The 17,813-nt window shown below is 63.5% G+C and carries 14 protein-coding genes and 6 tRNA genes; 3 read left to right on the top strand and 17 right to left on the bottom strand.

The annotated features are described in order from the left end of the window. Nucleotides 1–16: 16 nt before the first annotated feature. The 6 genes from brxC to VG556_RS20075 all read right to left on the bottom strand — a co-directional run bounded on the left by brxC (nt 17) and on the right by VG556_RS20075 (nt 6,978). Complete coding sequence (gene brxC / locus VG556_RS20100) at nt 17–3,646, bottom strand: BREX system P-loop protein BrxC (protein ID WP_070426722.1); 3,630 nt, start codon at nt 3,644–3,646, stop codon at nt 17–19. A 28-nt stretch (nt 3,647–3,674) separates the two neighbouring features. Continuing rightward, nucleotides 3,675–4,250 carry a BREX protein BrxB domain-containing protein gene (locus VG556_RS20095; RefSeq protein ID WP_049450111.1) on the bottom strand — a complete coding sequence of 192 codons (576 nt, stop codon included), beginning with the start codon at nt 4,248–4,250 and terminating at the stop codon, nt 3,675–3,677. Continuing rightward, nucleotides 4,231–5,019 carry a DUF1819 family protein gene (locus tag VG556_RS20090; RefSeq protein ID WP_049450114.1) on the bottom strand — a complete coding sequence of 263 codons (789 nt, stop codon included), beginning with the start codon at nt 5,017–5,019 and terminating at the stop codon, nt 4,231–4,233. Before VG556_RS20090 ends, VG556_RS20095 begins: the two co-directional genes overlap by 20 nt. Nucleotides 5,020–5,021: 2 nt before the next feature. After that, entirely contained in the window at nt 5,022–5,522 is a 501-nt protein-coding gene (locus tag VG556_RS20085) for a BrxE family protein (protein WP_032968954.1), read from the bottom strand. Between the two features lie 62 nt (nt 5,523–5,584). Beyond that, a complete protein-coding gene (locus VG556_RS20080; protein WP_004146413.1) occupies nt 5,585–6,499 on the bottom strand; it encodes a WYL domain-containing protein in 915 nt (304 codons plus the stop codon). Nucleotides 6,500–6,887: 388 nt separating this feature from the next. After that, nucleotides 6,888–6,978 (bottom strand) — tRNA-Ser (locus tag VG556_RS20075). Between the two features lie 165 nt (nt 6,979–7,143). Between VG556_RS20075 and VG556_RS20070 the strand changes: the two genes are divergently transcribed. Further along, nucleotides 7,144–7,848, top strand: coding sequence for a PP2C family protein-serine/threonine phosphatase (locus VG556_RS20070; RefSeq protein WP_014036153.1), 705 nt, complete (start codon nt 7,144–7,146; stop codon nt 7,846–7,848). Between the two features lie 111 nt (nt 7,849–7,959). On the opposite strand, the gene dnaQ is transcribed toward VG556_RS20070, so the two are convergent. The 3 genes from dnaQ to VG556_RS20055 are packed head-to-tail and all read right to left on the bottom strand — an operon-like array spanning nt 7,960 to nt 9,805. Further along, complete coding sequence (gene dnaQ, locus VG556_RS20065) at nt 7,960–8,691, bottom strand: DNA polymerase III subunit epsilon (protein ID WP_100449491.1); 732 nt, start codon at nt 8,689–8,691, stop codon at nt 7,960–7,962. A gap of 4 nt (nt 8,692–8,695) precedes the next feature. Then, entirely contained in the window at nt 8,696–9,148 is a 453-nt protein-coding gene (gene rnhA, locus VG556_RS20060; protein ID WP_100449489.1) for a ribonuclease HI, read from the bottom strand. Nucleotides 9,149–9,160: 12 nt separating this feature from the next. Beyond that, on the bottom strand, nt 9,161–9,805 hold the full coding sequence (locus VG556_RS20055; RefSeq protein ID WP_041863105.1) for a methyltransferase domain-containing protein: 645 nt from the start codon (nt 9,803–9,805) through the stop codon (nt 9,161–9,163). Between the two features lie 11 nt (nt 9,806–9,816). On the opposite strand from VG556_RS20055, the gene gloB reads away from it, so the two are divergent. After that, the gene (gene gloB, locus VG556_RS20050) at nt 9,817–10,581 is read left to right on the top strand and encodes a hydroxyacylglutathione hydrolase (protein WP_032961823.1); all 765 of its coding nucleotides are present in this window, start codon (nt 9,817–9,819) and stop codon (nt 10,579–10,581) included. Next, nucleotides 10,578–11,780, top strand: a complete 1,203-nt coding sequence (locus VG556_RS20045; RefSeq protein ID WP_046429131.1) for a lytic transglycosylase domain-containing protein — start codon at nt 10,578–10,580, stop codon at nt 11,778–11,780. The genes gloB and VG556_RS20045 overlap by 4 nt, the downstream gene beginning before the upstream one ends. Before the next feature lie 175 nt (nt 11,781–11,955). Here the strand turns inward: VG556_RS20045 and VG556_RS20040 are convergent, their stop codons facing one another. The 8 genes from VG556_RS20040 to lon all read right to left on the bottom strand — a co-directional run bounded on the left by VG556_RS20040 (nt 11,956) and on the right by lon (nt 17,728). Next, a complete protein-coding gene (locus tag VG556_RS20040) occupies nt 11,956–13,911 on the bottom strand; it encodes a peptidyl-prolyl cis-trans isomerase (protein ID WP_032961821.1) in 1,956 nt (651 codons plus the stop codon). Nucleotides 13,912–14,092: 181 nt separating this feature from the next. Continuing rightward, nucleotides 14,093–14,169 (bottom strand) — tRNA-Asp (locus VG556_RS20035). 106 nt (nt 14,170–14,275) lie between these two features. Next, nucleotides 14,276–14,352, bottom strand: a tRNA-Asp gene (locus VG556_RS20030). A gap of 87 nt (nt 14,353–14,439) precedes the next feature. Beyond that, a tRNA-Asp gene (locus tag VG556_RS20025) sits at nt 14,440–14,516 on the bottom strand. Between the two features lie 83 nt (nt 14,517–14,599). Beyond that, nucleotides 14,600–14,676: transfer RNA gene (locus VG556_RS20020), tRNA-Asp, on the bottom strand. 26 nt (nt 14,677–14,702) lie between these two features. Continuing rightward, nucleotides 14,703–14,777 (bottom strand) — tRNA-Val (locus VG556_RS20015). Between the two features lie 11 nt (nt 14,778–14,788). Next, the gene (locus VG556_RS20010) at nt 14,789–15,061 is read right to left on the bottom strand and encodes an HU family DNA-binding protein (protein ID WP_004146343.1); all 273 of its coding nucleotides are present in this window, start codon (nt 15,059–15,061) and stop codon (nt 14,789–14,791) included. Nucleotides 15,062–15,280: 219 nt separating this feature from the next. Then, entirely contained in the window at nt 15,281–17,728 is a 2,448-nt protein-coding gene (gene lon, locus VG556_RS20005; protein ID WP_014646100.1) for an endopeptidase La, read from the bottom strand. Nucleotides 17,729–17,813 lie beyond the last annotated feature (85 nt).

The following is a 17,813-nucleotide window of genomic DNA, read 5'->3' as shown; positions in this document are numbered from 1 at the left end:
TGTATTTCCATGCAGCTCACGCGCCCTGACCATGCATCACAAAGTTGATTTCCGCCTCTACATAAAGGCCAAGCTGTGCCTTGATTTCCTGTAGCTGTTGGATCAGCGCATCAATGTCCGCAGCCGACGTCATCGTCACGGGAATCGCGATCGACTTTGTCAGCTTGGCCGGACCTTCTTCTCCGTTTTTGACGCGTTCTTCCTCCATGCGCTGGCGCAGACGTTCCTGGCCCTGCCGCTGGATCGACCGCTTAAGATCGTCGAGGGTGCTGTTGATGTCGTAGTCGCGAGCCAGCAGTTTCTTAAGTCCGGCCAGATCCTGGGTGGCTGACAGAGCAAGCCCATCCAACCGGTTCACGGCGTTGCCGCGCTCCTCCTGGGTGAGTTCTTCCCACTCAGTGATGCGCTGCAGATCCTCGACCCCTTCCTTCAAACGCAGCTTTTGCTGATCGGAGAGCGTGATGACCGCATCGCGCAAACGGCCCTTCAGATGGGTTAGCTGCGAATTGAAGTCGGTGGTGTGTTTGTAGAAGTCTTCTTTGCCCAAGCGCTCTGACAGGGTTCCCAAGTCTTCGGCAAGTTCGCGGCGCAGCTCTCCTGGCACGCCAGTGTCCGGCAAGGCTTCGATGTCGCGACGATGAGCTTGCAAGTCACGCAAGGTAGCGTCGAGCCCATTGTCGAACGCTCGCTTCACTTCCAGCGCCCACTTGAGATTGTCGTAAATGGCGGAGGTTTCGGCACCCAGACGCTGTGGAGCATCTGACGCATCTGTAAACAGAACATCGGCAATGTCCTGGTTCAAAGTACGGATGCGTTCGCTACCCGCCAGCCCAAGGCCGCTGAGCTTTTCAGCCAAGGAGCCGTAATCGTGCTGGAAGCGCGTGAAGTGCTTGGCCGCCGCCTTGCTGATCTCTTGCTCAAGCGGGATCACCATGTCACCGACCAGTTCAGTGAGCCGCTCTGCCGCCCGACCGAGCGTTTCGATGGACGGGCGCTCGTCGCGCAGGGCCACGCCGATCTGCTTGAAGGAGTTGTTGGTCTTCAGGGCATCGATGGCCTGTTGCCCAGCGGCCGTGACTTCGCGTCCCGAGACCTTGAGCTTGATCTCTCCAGCCATAAGCATGGCCGCGACGATGTAGCGCGTGGTGTCCGGCGACCAGCCGAACGGGGCGCTGCTGAAGTCGTCGAGCAGGCGCTTGCCATCGACCGTGCCGCGCTTGTCGATGTAGTCGCGGATGCTGATCATCGCTTTATGGTCGGTTTTGAACGAGGCACGACCGGCCACGGTTTGCACCAAACCGAGCGGGTCCAGCGCGCTGCTGATGGCCGCGGGGTTGGCGACCTTCAGGAATTTCTCGGCGGTGTCGGTTCCGGCACGTACTGGGGCTTCTACGTACCGGTCGAACACCTGGTCAGCAACGTCGGAGAGCAGCTTCTTGGCGGCCTCCAGCAAATCAGCATCCAGTGCCGACACCGCCGTGGCCTGGCCGCGGAACACAAACGAGCCGGCTTGCAGAGTTTGTTTGATCTTGCTCTGGAGCTGGGTCGCCAGCTTGGCAGCACGGTCGAGCTGGCCGGTGCAGTAGTCCTTTACCTCTTGGTCGGGCTCGTTGCGGTGCAGCTCGGCAATGCGCTGACAGCGATAGATTTCGTTCGCCAGATCGTCGAGTTCGGAATTTGCGCGAGCCAAGAGCCCGATGACGTTTCGACCCGCCCGGCTGCGGGAATCATCCAGCATCCGGTTCTTGGCGGTGTCGTAGTCACTGGCTGGCACCAACTCAACAACGGTTTGGATGGTGCTCTGATCACCGGCCAGGCTGGTGATGGCGCTGCCGGCCTGGACCTTCAGGCCCGTTGCGACGGCCATCGTGCCGTGGAGGCTGACGCGAGGCAGCGGATCGAAGGACTCGCGCAGCGCATCGTTGAAGATGCGCTTCACATCCACGGTGCGCAACGCAATCGCGCCTCGCTCCTGCTCGATATCCCGCAGCTTCTCGCTGAGGAACACGAGGTTGCCATCTTTCTCGCCGAGCGGCACATGCACATCGTTCAGCATCTCTTCGACGGCTTTCTTGACCGTGTCGAGCTGCGAAGGTGCCGTGACGGAGGGATGCATCAGGCTGGCGACGTTCTGCACCGAGACTGGCAAGTTGCCGAGGATCTGCAACACGGCGACGGACTTGGCGATGTCCTGATGTAGCTGTGAATCCGGGAAGCGAATCTGCACTTTGCCGACCGCCTGGTGGATGGACGTGAAGGCACGGCGAATGTCCTTTTCCAGTTCGTCGTACAGCGTCACCGTGGTGGCCAGCCAGCCCACGGGCTGATCGGCCATGGCCTTGGAACCGCCTTCACCTTTCAGGACATCCTGAATTACCTTGATCGCAGAGCGTAGACCGATGCCGCCGGTGGACTTTGCGAGCGCGCCGAGTAGGTGCAGCAGGATGTCGAAGTGCGCCGGCAGGAACGGGTAGAGATTGGTGAAACTCTCTTTGCTGAAGTCTGCGTCGTAGTACTTAGCGTCCTGCAGCTTGGTGTTGTGTCGCAGCGCCTGACCATGGGCATCGAAAAGCTTGCCAAGCTCGGTCTCGCCCGCTGGCGATTTACCGAGCAGACGGCGGTAGCAAATCTCTTTGATGTCGCTCGATTCAAGGTCGATCTGAATCGGGAAGCGGTCTTTCAGCTTGTAGAGCTTGTCGGAGTTCAGCGCGGCGCGCGGGTCGTCTTCCGTCAGCGTCTGCTGCGCGGTAGAGATGATCCAGGCCTTGCCGTCGCCCAGCCTCTTGAGGTTCTTCGCCAGGCCATCAAGGTTGAGGATCAGGTTGTCGCGTGAGGCCACGTACTGGCCGACTTCGTCGACGATGAAGATGATGTTCTGCTTACCACTCTTCTCGCGGACGATGTCGATCATCTCTTGCACGCGCTGGTCTTCGAACTGGAAGAAGCCTTCGGTGCTGGACGAGAATGACTTGGCCTCCGGGAAGAGTGCCGGGTACATCTCATGGGCGATTTTCGGGATCAAGCCGTCGATGGCCAGTGGGTTGTTCTGCACGCGAGCCCAGGTGGCACCTGGCAGCGCCTGGGCGATACGCTCATGGAGTTCGGGCGTGCGACCGTCCTTCTCGACCATGCGCTCAAAAGCGGCAACCTTCAGGTTGCGCGAGTAGCCAGCCCACTGCAGTACCTTGAAGTAGAGGACGGTGGAGACGTCTTCCATCGTGGCGCCAGCGAGCATTTCACTGGCGAGGTCCAGCATGACCACTGCAGCCGGGAAGCGCTTCGCTACAGTGCTGAGGAGCGCCTTGGTCTGTGGCTTGTGCAGGCGGTCTTGCAGGTAGTTGATGAACGGCGTGCCGTCGATGGTGCGCTGATCATCAAACGCCAAGCCGAGATACTTGGTGAACGAGCTCTTACCGGAGCCGTAGAAGCCAGAGACCCAGACGCCCACCTCATTTTCGCCACCGGACTCCATCGCAAGCTGCATGCGATCGAGGAGCTTGCGGAACTGCTCCTCAATACTCTCGGTGACCACGTATTCAGAGATCTCAGCCTTGAGGCGGCCTTCTTGCGAGGCGCCATAGGTGATGACCTTTTCGATGGTCCGGTAGATGTCCTTGCTTGGATCGAAGAGTGAGCGAATGGTCATAGGTTTGTCCCAGGGTTCTTTTGTCTGTTCAGCCGCCGACGTGGACGGAGCGGTAATTGCCGTCTTCCGGGTAGAAGCCGAGAAACTTCAGGCGTGTCTTGCCGGTTCGCACGCCGGGGTACAGAAAAATCGTCGGTACGTGAAACTTGCCCTGGAGCTGGCTTTCGATGGCGCCGATGCGCATAAACGGATGCAGTGCCTCAAGATCCGTTACCAACAGCAGCGCGTTCTGCTGGGCTTCGAGCGGCTGCAGGGCATCCTCCAGCCGCTTCAGCAGGCCGTTATCCGCCGTCAGGATGTCCGCCAGCGCCTTGTTGGTACGTGGCCAATCCAAGGGCGCTGACTTGTCCTCCATCACGCACAGCGACCAGAACGGGTCGTCTTTCAGTAGGGCCCAGATCTGTTCAGCGATGGAGAACGTGTGCACGTCCCAGCCTTCCTGGTGCAGCTTGGCCACCCAAGCGGGCGTTTGCCGCTTCACCTCGAGGATCTGCTCTGGTGGGAAGACAAGGTAATAAATCGGCTCGAAGCTCGCATGGCCAAGCTCGCGCCCGTGCCGGATGCGCTCGCGCAACTCGTCGAAATCAGCCTTGAGTGAGGACATCGCAGAGCGCCTCCATGTCTTGTTGTTTCCAGCTGATGCGGATCACGTCGCCAGCAGCCTGGACGATGAGCAAACCCTTCAGCGAGAGTCGTTTGATTTCTTCCAGCACGTCTTCGCGCGCCAAGCCAAATAACTGCCAGTCTTCGTGAGTCAGCAGGGCGTTATCACCGACACAGGAAAAATGCAGTTCGTAGGCCAAGTACGCGGCCACGGCTGGCGAAATACGGAACGGCAGGATGCGACGGCTTGAGCGCAGTCCACGTTCGAGCATTCCGTAGTCGGCGCAGCATCCGGTCAGATAGGCGGAGACACGCCGTACAGTGGTTTCCGACCAGCGCTTGATGGTCTTGCCGTCATCAATGCCGCGCTCGACAAAGGTCCGCGCGTCTTCATTGGTGATCTGTGTGTATCCACCGGCGTATCGAGCCCAGTAAACATGGCGCACGAAGTCGCCAAGGATCGGGTTGGCCCGACTCGTAAAAACGAGCATGAGCTGCGTCAGGTCAGCCGTGGATATCGTTGCGGACAGCCGCTTGAGATGTGCTGCTGGTGCACCACCTGCCACGAGATAGCGTGGAGCGAAGCATTCGACGACGATGTTGCGAAGTCGGCGCGCGGTAACGGTGGGGAATCGACCCGATTCCAGTGCGACCTGATGCAACTGGTTCGCCGACATGCCAGGCGACCACAGGTCGAGCAGCGTCTTGGTTTCGTTGACGAGCCCAAGGCCTGCTTGCAACTGAGTCGTGTAGGGCGTGTTGTCGGCCACGATCACCCCACCAGATACGGATAAGTTTTGGCGTTCTGTGTGAACGCCGATAGATAGGCCGCAGCGATAGCCTTCAGTGTGTCGGTGGAATCGAGATCCTTGATGCCCCCGACCGCCGTTGGACCCACGCTGGAAGTGCCGCCCGTGGCAGCCAATCGCTTCAACGCATCAAGCGCAGCCTCTTTGCTTTGTGGCGCCTGGCTGGCGAGTTCTTCTCCCACGCTACTTTGCACGGTCGCGTGCAGGTCTTGCTCGACCTCTTCGGGCAACCGGAACAGGTGGTAGCTACCCACGCTCAAATGCTCGTCGTGCAATCGTCTGGCTGCTTCCAGCACACCGTGGTACTGAGCGAGGCGAGACGTTTTCGAGAAGACCGGCTCCAGGAAGAGCTTGTTTGATGCCTCATAGAACGCCGTTGGCCACCAGGCGTACTGAGCACGCTCGCCAAGGAAGCCGACAAGCATCCTCATCTGCAGCAATGTCGGTAGGTAGGATTCTTTCATCTCAATTCTCGTCATTCGTTTGTTCTACCGACGCGACCGGCGCCGGCAGTGGTAGCTATTGTTCAGTCACATTCCGCTCCTGCTCGGGCCGCATCCAAGGGTGCATACCCTGGTGCCAGCACGGCGTTCTTGACGCCGTACAAGGCCAAGTGGTCCTTCAGCCATAGTCTGTACTCCGGCCCACGAAGGCTGTGGTCTGCGGTGCAGTCGACGCTCCACTTGCGCAGGATGTAGCCGGCAGTCGCTGCCCGAAGCTTCATCTTCACCATGCCGCCAGTCATGCCGTAATCCATCTCCGCGATCTCGGGACGGGGTTGATTGGGGTGCGGCACCAACTCCAGTTCCACGATCCTGGTCCACTGGATGTCCTGATCACTCATCTCGTGGGGCGCCACTAGCTGCGCCTTAAGCGCCACGGGGCACTTGATCCGGTTAATGACGAAATCCCGGAATTCCTGCGATTTGCGGTCGAAGGCGCGGACGAGCCAGCGCAAGCCGTTGTCGATCAACGCGAACGGGACGATCTCCCGCTCGGTGCGACCACTGGAGATGGAGCAGTACTCAATGCCGAGCGGACACTCCTGGTGGATCGCCCGGGTCACGCTCGCTAGCACGTCCAGATCCGGATGCGCGAGCCGTGACGGGCTCTCGCTCATCACCCATGCCTTGAGCCGCATAGGCTCACCGTCGCCAAAGCCCTGGGTCAACCACGACAGCACCCGCTCCGGAGGGAAGTCGAAGATGGGCTGGAAGTCCGGCCCCAATACGTAGGACTTGACCTTGGAGTCGTAGTCGATGTTGCCCGAGGCCAACTCCTTGTACAGCGCCAAGTCCCTGGATGCGGCGGCGGACTGGATGCCAAACCGCGTGACCAAGTCCTGACGGCGTATCTCCCCGATGAAGCGCACGCGCAATTCCACGAACGCGAGACGATCGCGCTGTGGCTGGGTCAAATCTGTGAAGCGTTCGTTCATCATCCGTGTGCACCCGGAAAGATCGCACATCCGGGTCAGCAATTCCTTGTGGATCCATCGGTGAAAGCCTGCTATCCATCAGCAACTACCCGGACACTAGCATGATGATCGCACAAGGGTTGCATTTTGATAACCATCTTCCTTCGAAGCCCATCTCTACCTGAATAAGCTCGACTAGCGGCCATCAGGCCACAACAGGTATCAAGATTAGCTGCCATAAGCACTGGCATGCGAACGCTTTGACCAGCAAGGCCGATGCGCGCCGCTTATAGGCTCCAAGATGTCCAGAATGGTCCAGCAGCAGCCAGCTTCCCATGGCATACCAGATGGCATACTAGCTAAGCCAGAAATGAAAAAAGCCCTTGAAACTCAAGGGCTTAGTTCAATTATCTGGCGGAGAGGGGGGGATTCGAACCCCCGAGGCGCTATAAACGCCTGCCTGATTTCGAGTCAGGTACATTCAACCACTCTGCCACCTCTCCGGGTGGTCCCCGGCGGACCGGGGACGCGCATCATACGAGGAAGTCAGGCCGACGACAAGTCATTCCGGTCAATGAAGTGAAAATTTCCTGGATGCATGCCTTGCCGGATGCCCGCAGCCCCCCGATGATGCCTGTCTCCCCAGCAATACCCCGCCCCTGCACACCATGATCGAATTCGGACACCTCACCCACCCCGGCCTGCGCCGCGAGCTCAACGAAGACACCTACTACGGTGACAGCGAGCTGGCCCTGTGGCTGGTGGCCGATGGCATGGGCGGCCACGCCTGCGGCGAGGTGGCCAGCGCGCTGGCGCGGGAAACCATCGTGCGCGAGATCCGCCGTGGCGCGCCGCTGGCCCAGGCCATCCGCACCGCCGACGAAGAGATCATCCGCGCCTCGCGGCGGCGCAACGACACCCTGCCGATGGGTACCACCGTGGTCGCCGCACGCGTGCAGGGCAATCGCTATGAAGTGGCATGGGTCGGCGACAGCCGTGCCTACCTCTGGCGTGACGGCCAGCTGGCACAGCTCAGCCAGGATCACAGCGTGGTGCAGGAACTGGTCGCGCAGGGCAACCTGACGGCCGAACAGGCACGCGCGCATCCACATCGCAACGTGGTCACCCAGGCGCTGGGCGTCACCGATCCGGCACATCTGAACGTGGCCACCACCAGCGGCGAGCTGCGCCCCGGCATGCAGCTGCTGCTGTGCAGTGACGGCCTGACCGAGGAAGTGGACGACCGCGGCATCGCCCGCACCCTCGCCTTCGAGGATGCAAGCGCACAGGAATGCGTGGACACGCTGGTCGCCGCCGCGCTCGACGGCGGCGGCCGCGACAACATCAGCGTGATCCTGGTGCGCTGCCATTAACCCGTAGATCCACGCCATGCGTGGAGGCGGTAGTGCCGGCCGCTGGCCGGCTCACCGGGAAACGTGTTCACGCAGATGCCGGCCAGCGGCCGGCACTACCTCTTCCAGGCATTACGCGCTGGCGGGCTCTTCCACCTTCGGCCCATCCCACAGTGCGTGGCCGGCCTTCTTGCGCAGCCGCTCCAGCCGCGCGGCATGCGCTTCCAGCTCCGACGGCGTGGCCATTACGCGCGGGCGCGGCAGCAGCTTGCTGGTATCGAAGGCCTGCAGCGCCGCACCGGCGCCACCGCCATCGTCATCCCCCAGGCCGAATCCGATCTCTTCCTGCCCCGAGGTCAGCGCGATGTACACGTCACCCAGGATCTGCGCATCGAGCAGGCCGCCGTGCAGCGCACGGTGCGAGTTGTCAACGCCCAGTCGCTTGCACAGCGCATCCAGCGAATTGCGCTGGCCCGGGAAGCGCTCGCGCGCCATCACCAGGGTATCGATCACCGTGCAGCGATCGGTGATCTTCCCGTACTGCGGGCCCAGCAGCGACAGCTCGTTGTCGAGGAAGCCCAGGTCGAACGCCGCGTTGTGGATGATCAGCTCGGCGCCATCGATGAAGGCCAGGAACTCATCGGCGATCTGCGCGAAGTCCGGCTTGTCAGCCAGGAACTCCAGGGTCAGGCCGGTGACTTCCTGCGCGCCCTGTTCGAACTCGCAGTCCGGCTTGATGTACTGGTGGTAGTTGTTGCCGGTCGGGCGGCGCTTGAACAGCTCCACGCAGCCGATTTCGACGATGCGGTTGCCCTTCTTCCATTCCAGGCCGGTGGTTTCGGTATCGAGGATGATCTGACGCATGGCCTCAGTTTACCGGGCTGGCGTCGCGGATCTGGATGGCCGCGTCGCGCGCCAGCGTATCCACCCGCTCGTTGTCCGGGTCACCGGAGTGGCCCTTTACCCAGCGCCAGTCGATCTGATGCCGCAGCGTCGCGGCATGCAGGCGCTCCCACAGCTCGCGGTTCTTCACCGGGTCGCCGCCGGCGGTCTTCCAGTTCTTGCGGATCCAGCCGGGCAGCCACTGCGTCAGGCCCTGCCGCACGTACTGCGAATCGGTATAGAGCACGATGTTGCAGGGCTCGGTGAGCGTCTCCAACCCGGAAATGGCCGCCATCAGCTCCATCCGGTTGTTGGTGGTGTGCGCTTCGCCGCCGCTCAGTTCACGCTCGTGGCCCTTGTAGCGCAGCAGCGCAGCCCAGCCGCCGGGGCCGGGATTGCCAAGGCAGGAACCGTCGGTGTGGATTTCGATGGTTTTCAATACAACTCCAGATCAGGTGGCAACGGTGCCGAGCCAACGCACCGGCAACGGTTTCGGCCCGGGCAGGGCCAGCGTGCGCTTTTCAGCATGGAACAGGCAGGCCGCGCGCAGCGGCGCCCAACCGCCCGTGCGGCGACTGCCTGCACCGCGCCAGAGCGGGCCGAGGTAACGCATATCGTCGCACTCCAGCCCGTGGCGGCCGAGCAGCAGGCGGATCCGCTGTGGCGTGCGCACCACCAGTCCGTGCTGGCGCCAATGCGTGCGGTAAGGGCTGAACGGGTTGAGGCTGCTCAGCCACAGGTGGCCGCCCGGCATCAGCACGCGCTCGCACTCGTCCAGCAGTCGCTCCGCATCGCCCGCGGTCACATGCTGCAGCACGACCGCGTTGACGCTCTCGCTGGCCAGCGGCAGCGGCAGCGCACAGCGGGTGTCGCCGGCATAGCCCTGGCCCTGCCGGAACAGCCGCAGCCCGCGCCCGCCCAGCTGCGCATCCTCCAGCCAGGCCGCACTCGGTGCGATCCACAGCCAGGGCTGCGTCGGCAGGACGGACAGCTGCGGCAGCAGCAACTGCCGCTCCAGCACGCGCAAGGAGCCCGCCGGTTCAGTGTCGAACCACGGGGCCTGGCTCGCTTGACGGGTGCTCTGCAGCGCGGGCATGGTCCAATTCTATGCGACTGACTGCCCTGCCCGCATTTGCGGACAACTACATCTGGACGTTGATCGACGACGCTGGCGCCGCCGTGGTCGTCGATCCCGGCGATGCCGCGCCGGTGCTTGCGCTGGCCGATCAGGGCCTGCGCGTGGACACGATCCTGCTCACCCATCACCACGATGACCACATCGGTGGCGTGCCCGCGTTGCAGGCACGTTTTCCCGGTGTACGGGTCATCGCGCCCGTCGAGGAGCGCATCCCTGCAGCGACCGAGCGGGTCGGCGAAGGTGAACGCGTTCAGGCACTAGGCCGGACGTTCCACGTACTATCCGTGCCCGGGCATACCCGCAGCCACATCGCGTTTCACACTGCTGAACATCTTTTCAGCGGAGATTCGTTGTTCAGCCTGGGCTGTGGACGCCTGTTCGAAGGTACGCCGTCCCAGCTGCTGGCATCGATGCGCAAGCTGGGTACCTTGCCCGCGCAACTGCTGCTTTGTTGCGCCCACGAGTACACCGTGTCAAATGCCGTCTTCGCGCGGCATGTCGACCCCGCCAACGCTGCCCTGTGGCAGCGCCAAGAGGAGGCTTTGGCCATGCGCCGCGATGACCGTTCCACCCTGCCGGTAACCCTGGCCAACGAATTCGACTGCAATCCGTTCCTGCGTGTGCACACGGCGCCGATCCGCGCGGCAGTGGCGGCGCACCTGGGCCGCGACGTCGTTGACGACGTCGACGTCATGGCCGGTCTCCGGCACTGGAAAGACGGCTTCCGCGCATGATGCGCCGAAGTCTGCCGCTGGCCCTGGGCCTGGTCCTGGGGCTGGCCGGAACCGCCGGTGCCCAGTCGCTGGGCGCGGGCATCGGCCAGAACCTGGCCGCCGCGGCGGCCCTGCCGCTGGATCCGGCCGCGTTGCCGGCCGCGTCGGTCCGCAATGGCCAGGAGATCTTCTCCAGCTTCCGCGACGGCCTGGCCGAGCCCACCTGCAATGCCGAGGCCACCAGCCCGCGCTGGCAGAAGCAGTTCGCCCACGCCCCGTCGCGCCTGGCCAACCAGGATGACGATGCGCTGGTGCTGTTCGGCTACGTGGTTGAAGAGCTGCGCAAGGCCAACCTGCCTACCGAATTCGCACTGATCCCGTTCGTGGAAAGCGGCTACCGGCCCAATGCCCGCAATGGCAGCGGCCCGACCGGCCTGTGGCAGTTCATCGCCACCACCGCGCGCAACCACCGCGTGCCCATGGCCAACGGCTACGATGGCCGCCTGTCGGCGGTCGATTCCACCCAGGCCGCAGTGCGCTACCTGAAGACCCTGCACGGCATGTTCGGCGGCGACTGGCGCCTGGCCACCATGGCCTACAACGCCGGTGAGTACCGCGTGTTGCAGTCCATGCGCAAGGCCGGCATGAACGCGCAGAACGCCAAGCCGTCGGCGCTGCCCGGCCTGTCGCCGGTCACCCATGCCTACGTCGAGAAGCTGCATGCCCTGGCCTGCGTGCTGGAAGACGTGGAAGACCAGCCGGGCGTGATGGCCTCGCTGGACCGCACCGTGCCGGTGCTGAAGGACCACACCCTGCCCGCCGGCACCAGCGTCCAGCAGTGGGCCGCACAGCGCGCCCTGGACCCGGCCAGGATCGCCCGCCTCAACCCCGCCCTGGCGGGCGGTGGCCGCGCCTCGTCGGGTACCACCCGCGTGCTGGCTCCTGTCTCGGCTGCCAATGCGACGGTCGCGGACACCGCATCCGCCCTGGTCGCCAGCGCTGCGCCAGTCGCCACCGCAGCACCGACGCCGCAGGTGGCCAAGACCGTCGCCGCGATCGCTGATCGTCCGCGCAGCCGCCGCCACACCGTGCGTGATGGCGAGTCGGCCTGGACCATCGCCCGCCGCTACGGCATGCCGGTCAAGGCCCTGTTGTCGCTGAACGGCCTGAGCGGCAGCAGCGTGCTGAAGCCGGGCGCCGTGCTGCGCGTGGAAGACTGAGTCCGGGGCGGCACCGCCGCGCCCTGCCCTGTTTCCTGCAGAGCCGAGCCCTTGCTCGGCTTTTTCATGCCTGCGCCCGGCAGACGCAGTCGAGCATGGCTCGACGCTACACATCGGCAGGCACAAAAAAAGGCCCGGCAGTGCCGGGCCTTTCTCATGGATGCAGCCGCAAGGCTTACAGGTTCGCCTCGGTGGTCTGGATCACGAACTTCTTGCGCATCGCCTCGATGTAGGCCTTGGCCGCGGCCATGCCATCGATCTGGCTCAGCTGTTCCTTCAGCTGCTTCTGCTGCTCTGCAGTCACTTCCTTGATGTCGCCCGGATTGACCTTGTTCACCGCGAACAGCAGCGCGTGGCCATTGACGTCGACCTTGCCATAGCTCGGCTTGCCTTCGGCCGGCACCGGCGCACTGAAGATCGCGCGGTTGATTTCCGGGGTCGGCACCGGCTGGCTGCGCGGCAGGCCCGGCATCGGGCTCAGCTGCAGCTTCTCGCTGGCGGCCAGCGACTGCAGGGTGGCACCCGCCTTCAGCTTGGCCAGGATGGCATCGGCCGCCTTGTCGCTGGCCTGGCGCTGGCGGTCAGCGCGGATCGCGGCGATCACCTGTTCACGAGCCTTGTCCAGCGGCAGGGCCTGTTCCGGGGTGTGCGCAGCCACGCGGATGACCACGCTGTGGTTGGTCGCGCCCCCCAGGGCGATCGGGTCACTGGCGGTGCCGTCCTGCACCAGCACGTCGGAGAACGCCGCACGCAGCACGGCCGGGTCAGCGGCAATGCCACTGGCGGTCGCGCGGGTGATCGGGCCCAGCGTCTGCAGCGGCAGGTTCACTTCCTTGGCGGCAGCGGCCAGGTCGCTCGGGCTCTTGTTGATGGCATCGACCAGGCGACCGGCCAGCTCGTTGAAGCCACGCTCACCGTCGGCCTTCAGCTGTTCGGCGGCCAGCGTGTCACGCACTTCCTCGAACGACTTGCCCTGGCCACCGCGCACAGCGGCCACCTTGATGATGTGGTAACCGAACTCGGTCTTCACCGGGCCGATCACATCACCGGCCTTGGCCGCAAACAGCGCGTCCTCGAACGGCTTCACCATCGCACCGCGCTCGACCCAACCCAGGTCCCCGCCCTGGTCCTTGGAGCCCGGATCTTCCGAATTGGCCTTGGCCAGCGCGCCGAAATCGGCACCAGCGGCCTTGGCTTCGGCAGCGATCTTGTTCGCCTTCGCTTCTGCACCGTCACCGGTGATCAGGATGTGCGAGGCCTGGCGCTGCTCCGGCGAGGTGAACTTCGCCTTCTCGTCTTCATAGCGCTTGCGCAGGGTGGCTTCATCGGCCGCCGCCGGTGCCGGCAGGTTCGCGCCGTTGATCTCGACGTACTCCAGCGACACGCTCTCGGCCTGGCGGAAATCCTTGCCGTGGCTGTCGTACCACTGCTTGATCTGCTCATCGGTGACCGGCGCGGTATCGGCCGGTACGGGCGGCAACGCGGCCAGCTCGACGTCGCGGGTTTCGCCCAGCAGCTTCAACAGGCGCTCGGTCTCTGCCTGGGTGACGAAGCCGGAGCTCTGCAGGCCCGACGGAATCACCGACTGCTGCAGGCTCTCGCGCACCAGCTCCTGGAACTGGGTCGGCGTACGCGGCGGGTTGCCGCCGGCCAGGGCCAGGCGATAGTTGTTCTCGTTGAACTTGCCGTTCGAATCGAGGAATGCGGGCATGGTCGCGATGTACTCGCGCACCGCGCCGTCGCCGATCACCACGCCCGCCTGCTCACCGACCAGGCGCACGACCTGCTCGTCGATCAGCTGATCGAGCACGGCCATCTTGTTCTCGGTGCTCTCGAACGCGCGCGGGTCGAAGTTGTCGCCCTGCTGCTGGCGCTCACGCATGCGCTCCTGCTCGAAACGCGTGCGGAAATCCTGCGAGCTGATCTCGTGGTGCTGCCACAGCATGCGCACCGGCCACCACGACGGCGCCGAACGCCACCAGGTCGGCGGCGCGGAAACCTTGGCCACGTTCTGTGCGCCAACGCCACCGAGGTAGCTGTTGTCGATCACGAACAGGAACGGAATCATCAGCAGCCCCAGGATCACAGTGACGATCCAGCCTGAGGTCTTGTCGCGGAGTTTCTGCAGCATGGTGAGGAATCACAAGGCCTTATTGGCGAGCCCGGCAGTGTAACCCGCTTCGCCGCAGGGACCAAAAGCAGCGCCAGCGCGGCCTGCGCCCACATCGGCAGGCATGCGCCATCCGCGTGTCGGCCATTTCCACCATGGCGCAAAGAAAAAGCCCGCGGCTTGCGCCGAGGGCTTTTGAAGTTGGCGGAGCGGACGGGACTCGAACCCGCGACCTCCGGCGTGACAGGCCAGCATTCTAACCAGCTGAACTACCGCTCCGCGCTTGAACTTTGCAGGCGCCCAGTATATCCGAAGACTGTCTGGAAACCCAGCCCGATGAACACTTTTTTCAAAGTTTTTTCACAGGGACTTAAGAATTCTGCAATGGCGGAGCGGACGGGACTCGAACCCGCGACCTCCGGCGTGACAGGCCAGCATTCTAACCAGCTGAACTACCGCTCCGTTCTTGCAAAAACCTTTTCGCCTTCCTTCCGAACCTGTCGGTGAGAAGACAAGGCCCCCAGCTTCAGGCCGGGGGCCTCGATGTAGTGGCGGAGCGGACGGGACTCGAACCCGCGACCTCCGGCGTGACAGGCCAGCATTCTAACCAGCTGAACTACCGCTCCGCGTTGTTACCTTTTTTGCTTTCAGCCGGCCTGGACCGGGGAGAAAACAAAGCCTCCAGCTTTTGGCCGGAGGCCTCGTTGAATGGCGGAGCGGACGGGACTCGAACCCGCGACCTCCGGCGTGACAGGCCAGCATTCTAACCAGCTGAACTACCGCTCCACACTCAAACTTTTACCGCGGTGCTGTGGTGGGTGCTGAGGGTTTCGAACCCCCGACCCTCTCCGTGTAAAGGAGACGCTCTACCGCTGAGCTAAGCACCCCAGCGAGCCGCTTAGTTTACAGCATCCTTCAGGGCCTTACCAGCCTTGAACGACGGATTCTTCGAAGCAGCGATCTTGATGGTGTCGCCGGTCTTCGGGTTGCGGCCGGTGCGGGCAGCACGGTCGCGGACCTGGAAGGTACCGAAGCCAACCAGGGTGACCGCATCGCCGTCCTTCAGCGCCTTGGTGACGGCAGCAACGACGGCATCGACAGCGCGGCTGGACTCGGCCTTGGTCAGGTCTGCAGCTTCAGCAACGGCATCGATCAATTCGGTCTTGTTCATTCTCTACAACTCCTTTGGCGGTGGGTTCCGCTTATTCGACAGGGAAGCAACCGCACGCGCTCTGCATGCGGCCGCCATGTGGAAACGGTTCGCCGAATTCAGCGATCGCCAGACTGCGATCACTCATTCGCGAGTGCTGCTTTTATACCAGTGGCCCTACCCCCACGCAAGCTGGAAAGCCAGCAACGACGCGGGTTTCGGGCCATTGGACAGCGCGCGTCAATGCTTGACGCGCGCGTTTCCACTCGGTTTGGCCTTGCTGCGCACCGTGACACGTTGCGCACTCTTGCGCGCCTTCTTCGGTGCCAACGGACGCTCCAGCGCCAGGTCCAGGACTTCTTCGATGTACTTCACCGGCACGATCTCCAGATCGCGGGTGACGTTGGCCGGGATGTCGGCCAGGTCCTTGCGGTTCTCCTCGGGAATGATGACCGTGCGGATTCCGCCACGCAGTGCGGCCAGCAGCTTCTCCTTCAGTCCACCGATGGCCGTGACGCGACCACGCAGGGTGATCTCGCCGGTCATCGCCACGTCGGCACGCACCGGCACCTTGGTCAGCATCGATACCAGCGAGGTGACCATCGCCGCGCCGGCACTCGGGCCGTCCTTCGGCGTAGCGCCATCGGGCACATGCAGGTGCACGTCGTGCTTCTGCAGGAAGTCGCTGTCGATGCCGAAGCCGACGGCGCGCGAACGCACCACCGACAGCGCCGCTGAAGCCGATTCCTTCATCACGTTGCCGAGCTGGCCGGTCAGGATCAGCTGGCCCTTGCCCGGCACCAGCGTCGATTCGATCTGCAGCAGATCGCCACCCACCTCGGTCCAGGCCAGGCCGGTGACCAGGCCGATCTCGTTCTCTTCCTCGGCACGGCCGAAGTCGAAGCGACGCACGCCCAGGTACTTGTCCAGGTTCTTGCTGGACACGCTCACCAGCGCCTTCTTCTTCGCGCCCTTCTTCGCCTTCACCGGCTGCGGGCCGGCCAGCGCGATCTCCTTCACCACCTTGCGGCAGATCTTGGCGATCTCGCGTTCCAGGTTGCGCACGCCCGACTCGCGCGTGTAGTAGCGCACGATGTCCTGGATGGCGTCACTGCCGATCTCCAGCTCTTCGGGCTGCAGGCCGTTGGCCTTGACCTGCTTGGGCACCAGGTAACGGGTGGCGATGTTGAGCTTCTCATCCTCGGTGTAGCCGGGGATGCGGATCACTTCCATGCGGTCCAGCAGCGGGCCGGGAATGTTGAGCGAGTTCGAGGTGGCCACGAACATCACTTCAGACAGGTCCAGGTCCACTTCCAGGTAGTGGTCGTTGAACGCGTTGTTCTGCTCAGGGTCGAGCACTTCCAGCAACGCCGAGGACGGATCGCCGCGGAAGTCCATCGACATCTTGTCGATCTCGTCGAGCACGAACAGCGGGTTCTTGCTGCCGACCTTGTTGAGGTTCTGCACGATGCGGCCCGGCATCGAACCGACGTAGGTGCGACGGTGGCCACGGATCTCGGCCTCGTCACGCACGCCGCCCAGCGACATGCGCACGAACTTGCGGTTGGTGGCCTTGGCGATGGACTGTCCCAGCGAGGTCTTGCCCACGCCCGGCGGCCCGACCAGGCACAGGATCGGGCCCTTCATCTGCTTCACGCGCGACTGCACCGCCAGGTATTCAAGGATGCGTTCCTTGACCTTCTCCAGCCCGTAGTGATCGGCATCGAGGGTGTCCTGCGCCACCTTCAGGTCCTTGCGAACCTTGCTTCGCTTCTTCCACGGCACGCCCAGCAACCACTCCAGGTAGTTGCGCACGACCGCCGCTTCGGCCGACATCGGCGACATCTGCTTGAGCTTGTTCAGCTCGTTGCGCGCCTTGGCCTCAACGGCCTTCGGCATGCCGGCCTCGGCGATCTTGCGCGCCAGCTCTTCCAGCTCGCCAGGCGCATCGTCCAGGTCACCCAGTTCCTTCTGGATGGCCTTCATCTGTTCGTTGAGGTAGTACTCGCGCTGGCTCTTCTCCATCTGCGACTTCACGCGGCCGCGGATGCGCTTCTCCATCTGCTGCACGTCGATCTCGCCGTCGACCAGGCCGACCAGCATCTCCAGGCGGTCACCGACGGCCAGCGTTTCCAGCAGGCGCTGCTTGTCGGCCAGGCGCACGCTGATGTGCGCGGCGATGGTGTCGGCCAGGCGCGCCGGCTCATCGATGCCCGACAGCGTCTGCAGCAGTTCCGGCGGCAGCTTGCGGTTGGTCTTCACGTACTGCTCGAACAGCGACATCAGCGAGCGGGCGATCGCCTCGACCTCGCGCGCTTCGCGCTCGTCGCTGGCGTCGATCTCCACGGCCTGGCCGTGCAGCGAGCCGTTGCGCTCGTCAACGTGGGTGACCTGCACGCGCGACAGGCCTTCGACCAGCACCTTGATGGTGCCGTCGGGCAGCTTCAGCAGCTGCAGCACCTGCGCCAGCGTACCGACCTGGTAGAGGTCGGCCGCATGCGGGTCGTCGGTTTCGGCCGACTTCTGCGCCAGCAGCAGGATGCGCTTGTCCGCCTCCATTGCCTGTTCGAGCGCGTGCATGGACTTGTCACGGCCGACGAACAGCGGAATGACCATGTGCGGGAACACCACTACGTCGCGCAGCGGCAGGACCGGCAGGTCGAGGGTTTCACTTGGGGAACGGGCCATGGGGGCTCCAGGGAAGGGGGAAAACCGCCTCCGGGAGGGCATCTTCCGGAGACAAAAAAAGCCGATGGCCCCGTTATGGGGCCAT

This window comes from Stenotrophomonas sp. CASM106 (assembly GCF_049384825.1).
GTDB classification, from domain to species: Bacteria; Pseudomonadota; Gammaproteobacteria; order Xanthomonadales; family Xanthomonadaceae; genus Stenotrophomonas; species Stenotrophomonas muris.
The sequence above is the reverse complement of the archived record's forward strand: the minus strand, read 5'-3'. Positions and strand labels throughout refer to the sequence as shown.

Coding starts and splice junctions, on each gene's coding strand:
- brxC (WP_070426722.1), bottom strand. CDS start 3,646: ATGACCATTCGCTCACTCTTCGATCCAAGCAAGGACATCTACCGGACC.
- VG556_RS20095 (WP_049450111.1), bottom strand. CDS start 4,250: ATGTCCTCACTCAAGGCTGATTTCGACGAGTTGCGCGAGCGCATCCGG.
- VG556_RS20085 (WP_032968954.1), bottom strand. CDS start 5,522: ATGAAAGAATCCTACCTACCGACATTGCTGCAGATGAGGATGCTTGTC.
- VG556_RS20080 (WP_004146413.1), bottom strand. CDS start 6,499: ATGATGAACGAACGCTTCACAGATTTGACCCAGCCACAGCGCGATCGT.
- VG556_RS20070 (WP_014036153.1), top strand. CDS start 7,144: ATGATCGAATTCGGACACCTCACCCACCCCGGCCTGCGCCGCGAGCTC.
- dnaQ (WP_100449491.1), bottom strand. CDS start 8,691: ATGCGTCAGATCATCCTCGATACCGAAACCACCGGCCTGGAATGGAAG.
- VG556_RS20055 (WP_041863105.1), bottom strand. CDS start 9,805: ATGCCCGCGCTGCAGAGCACCCGTCAAGCGAGCCAGGCCCCGTGGTTC.
- gloB (WP_032961823.1), top strand. CDS start 9,817: ATGCGACTGACTGCCCTGCCCGCATTTGCGGACAACTACATCTGGACG.
- VG556_RS20045 (WP_046429131.1), top strand. CDS start 10,578: ATGATGCGCCGAAGTCTGCCGCTGGCCCTGGGCCTGGTCCTGGGGCTG.
- VG556_RS20040 (WP_032961821.1), bottom strand. CDS start 13,911: ATGCTGCAGAAACTCCGCGACAAGACCTCAGGCTGGATCGTCACTGTG.
- VG556_RS20010 (WP_004146343.1), bottom strand. CDS start 15,061: ATGAACAAGACCGAATTGATCGATGCCGTTGCTGAAGCTGCAGACCTG.
- lon (WP_014646100.1), bottom strand. CDS start 17,728: ATGGCCCGTTCCCCAAGTGAAACCCTCGACCTGCCGGTCCTGCCGCTG.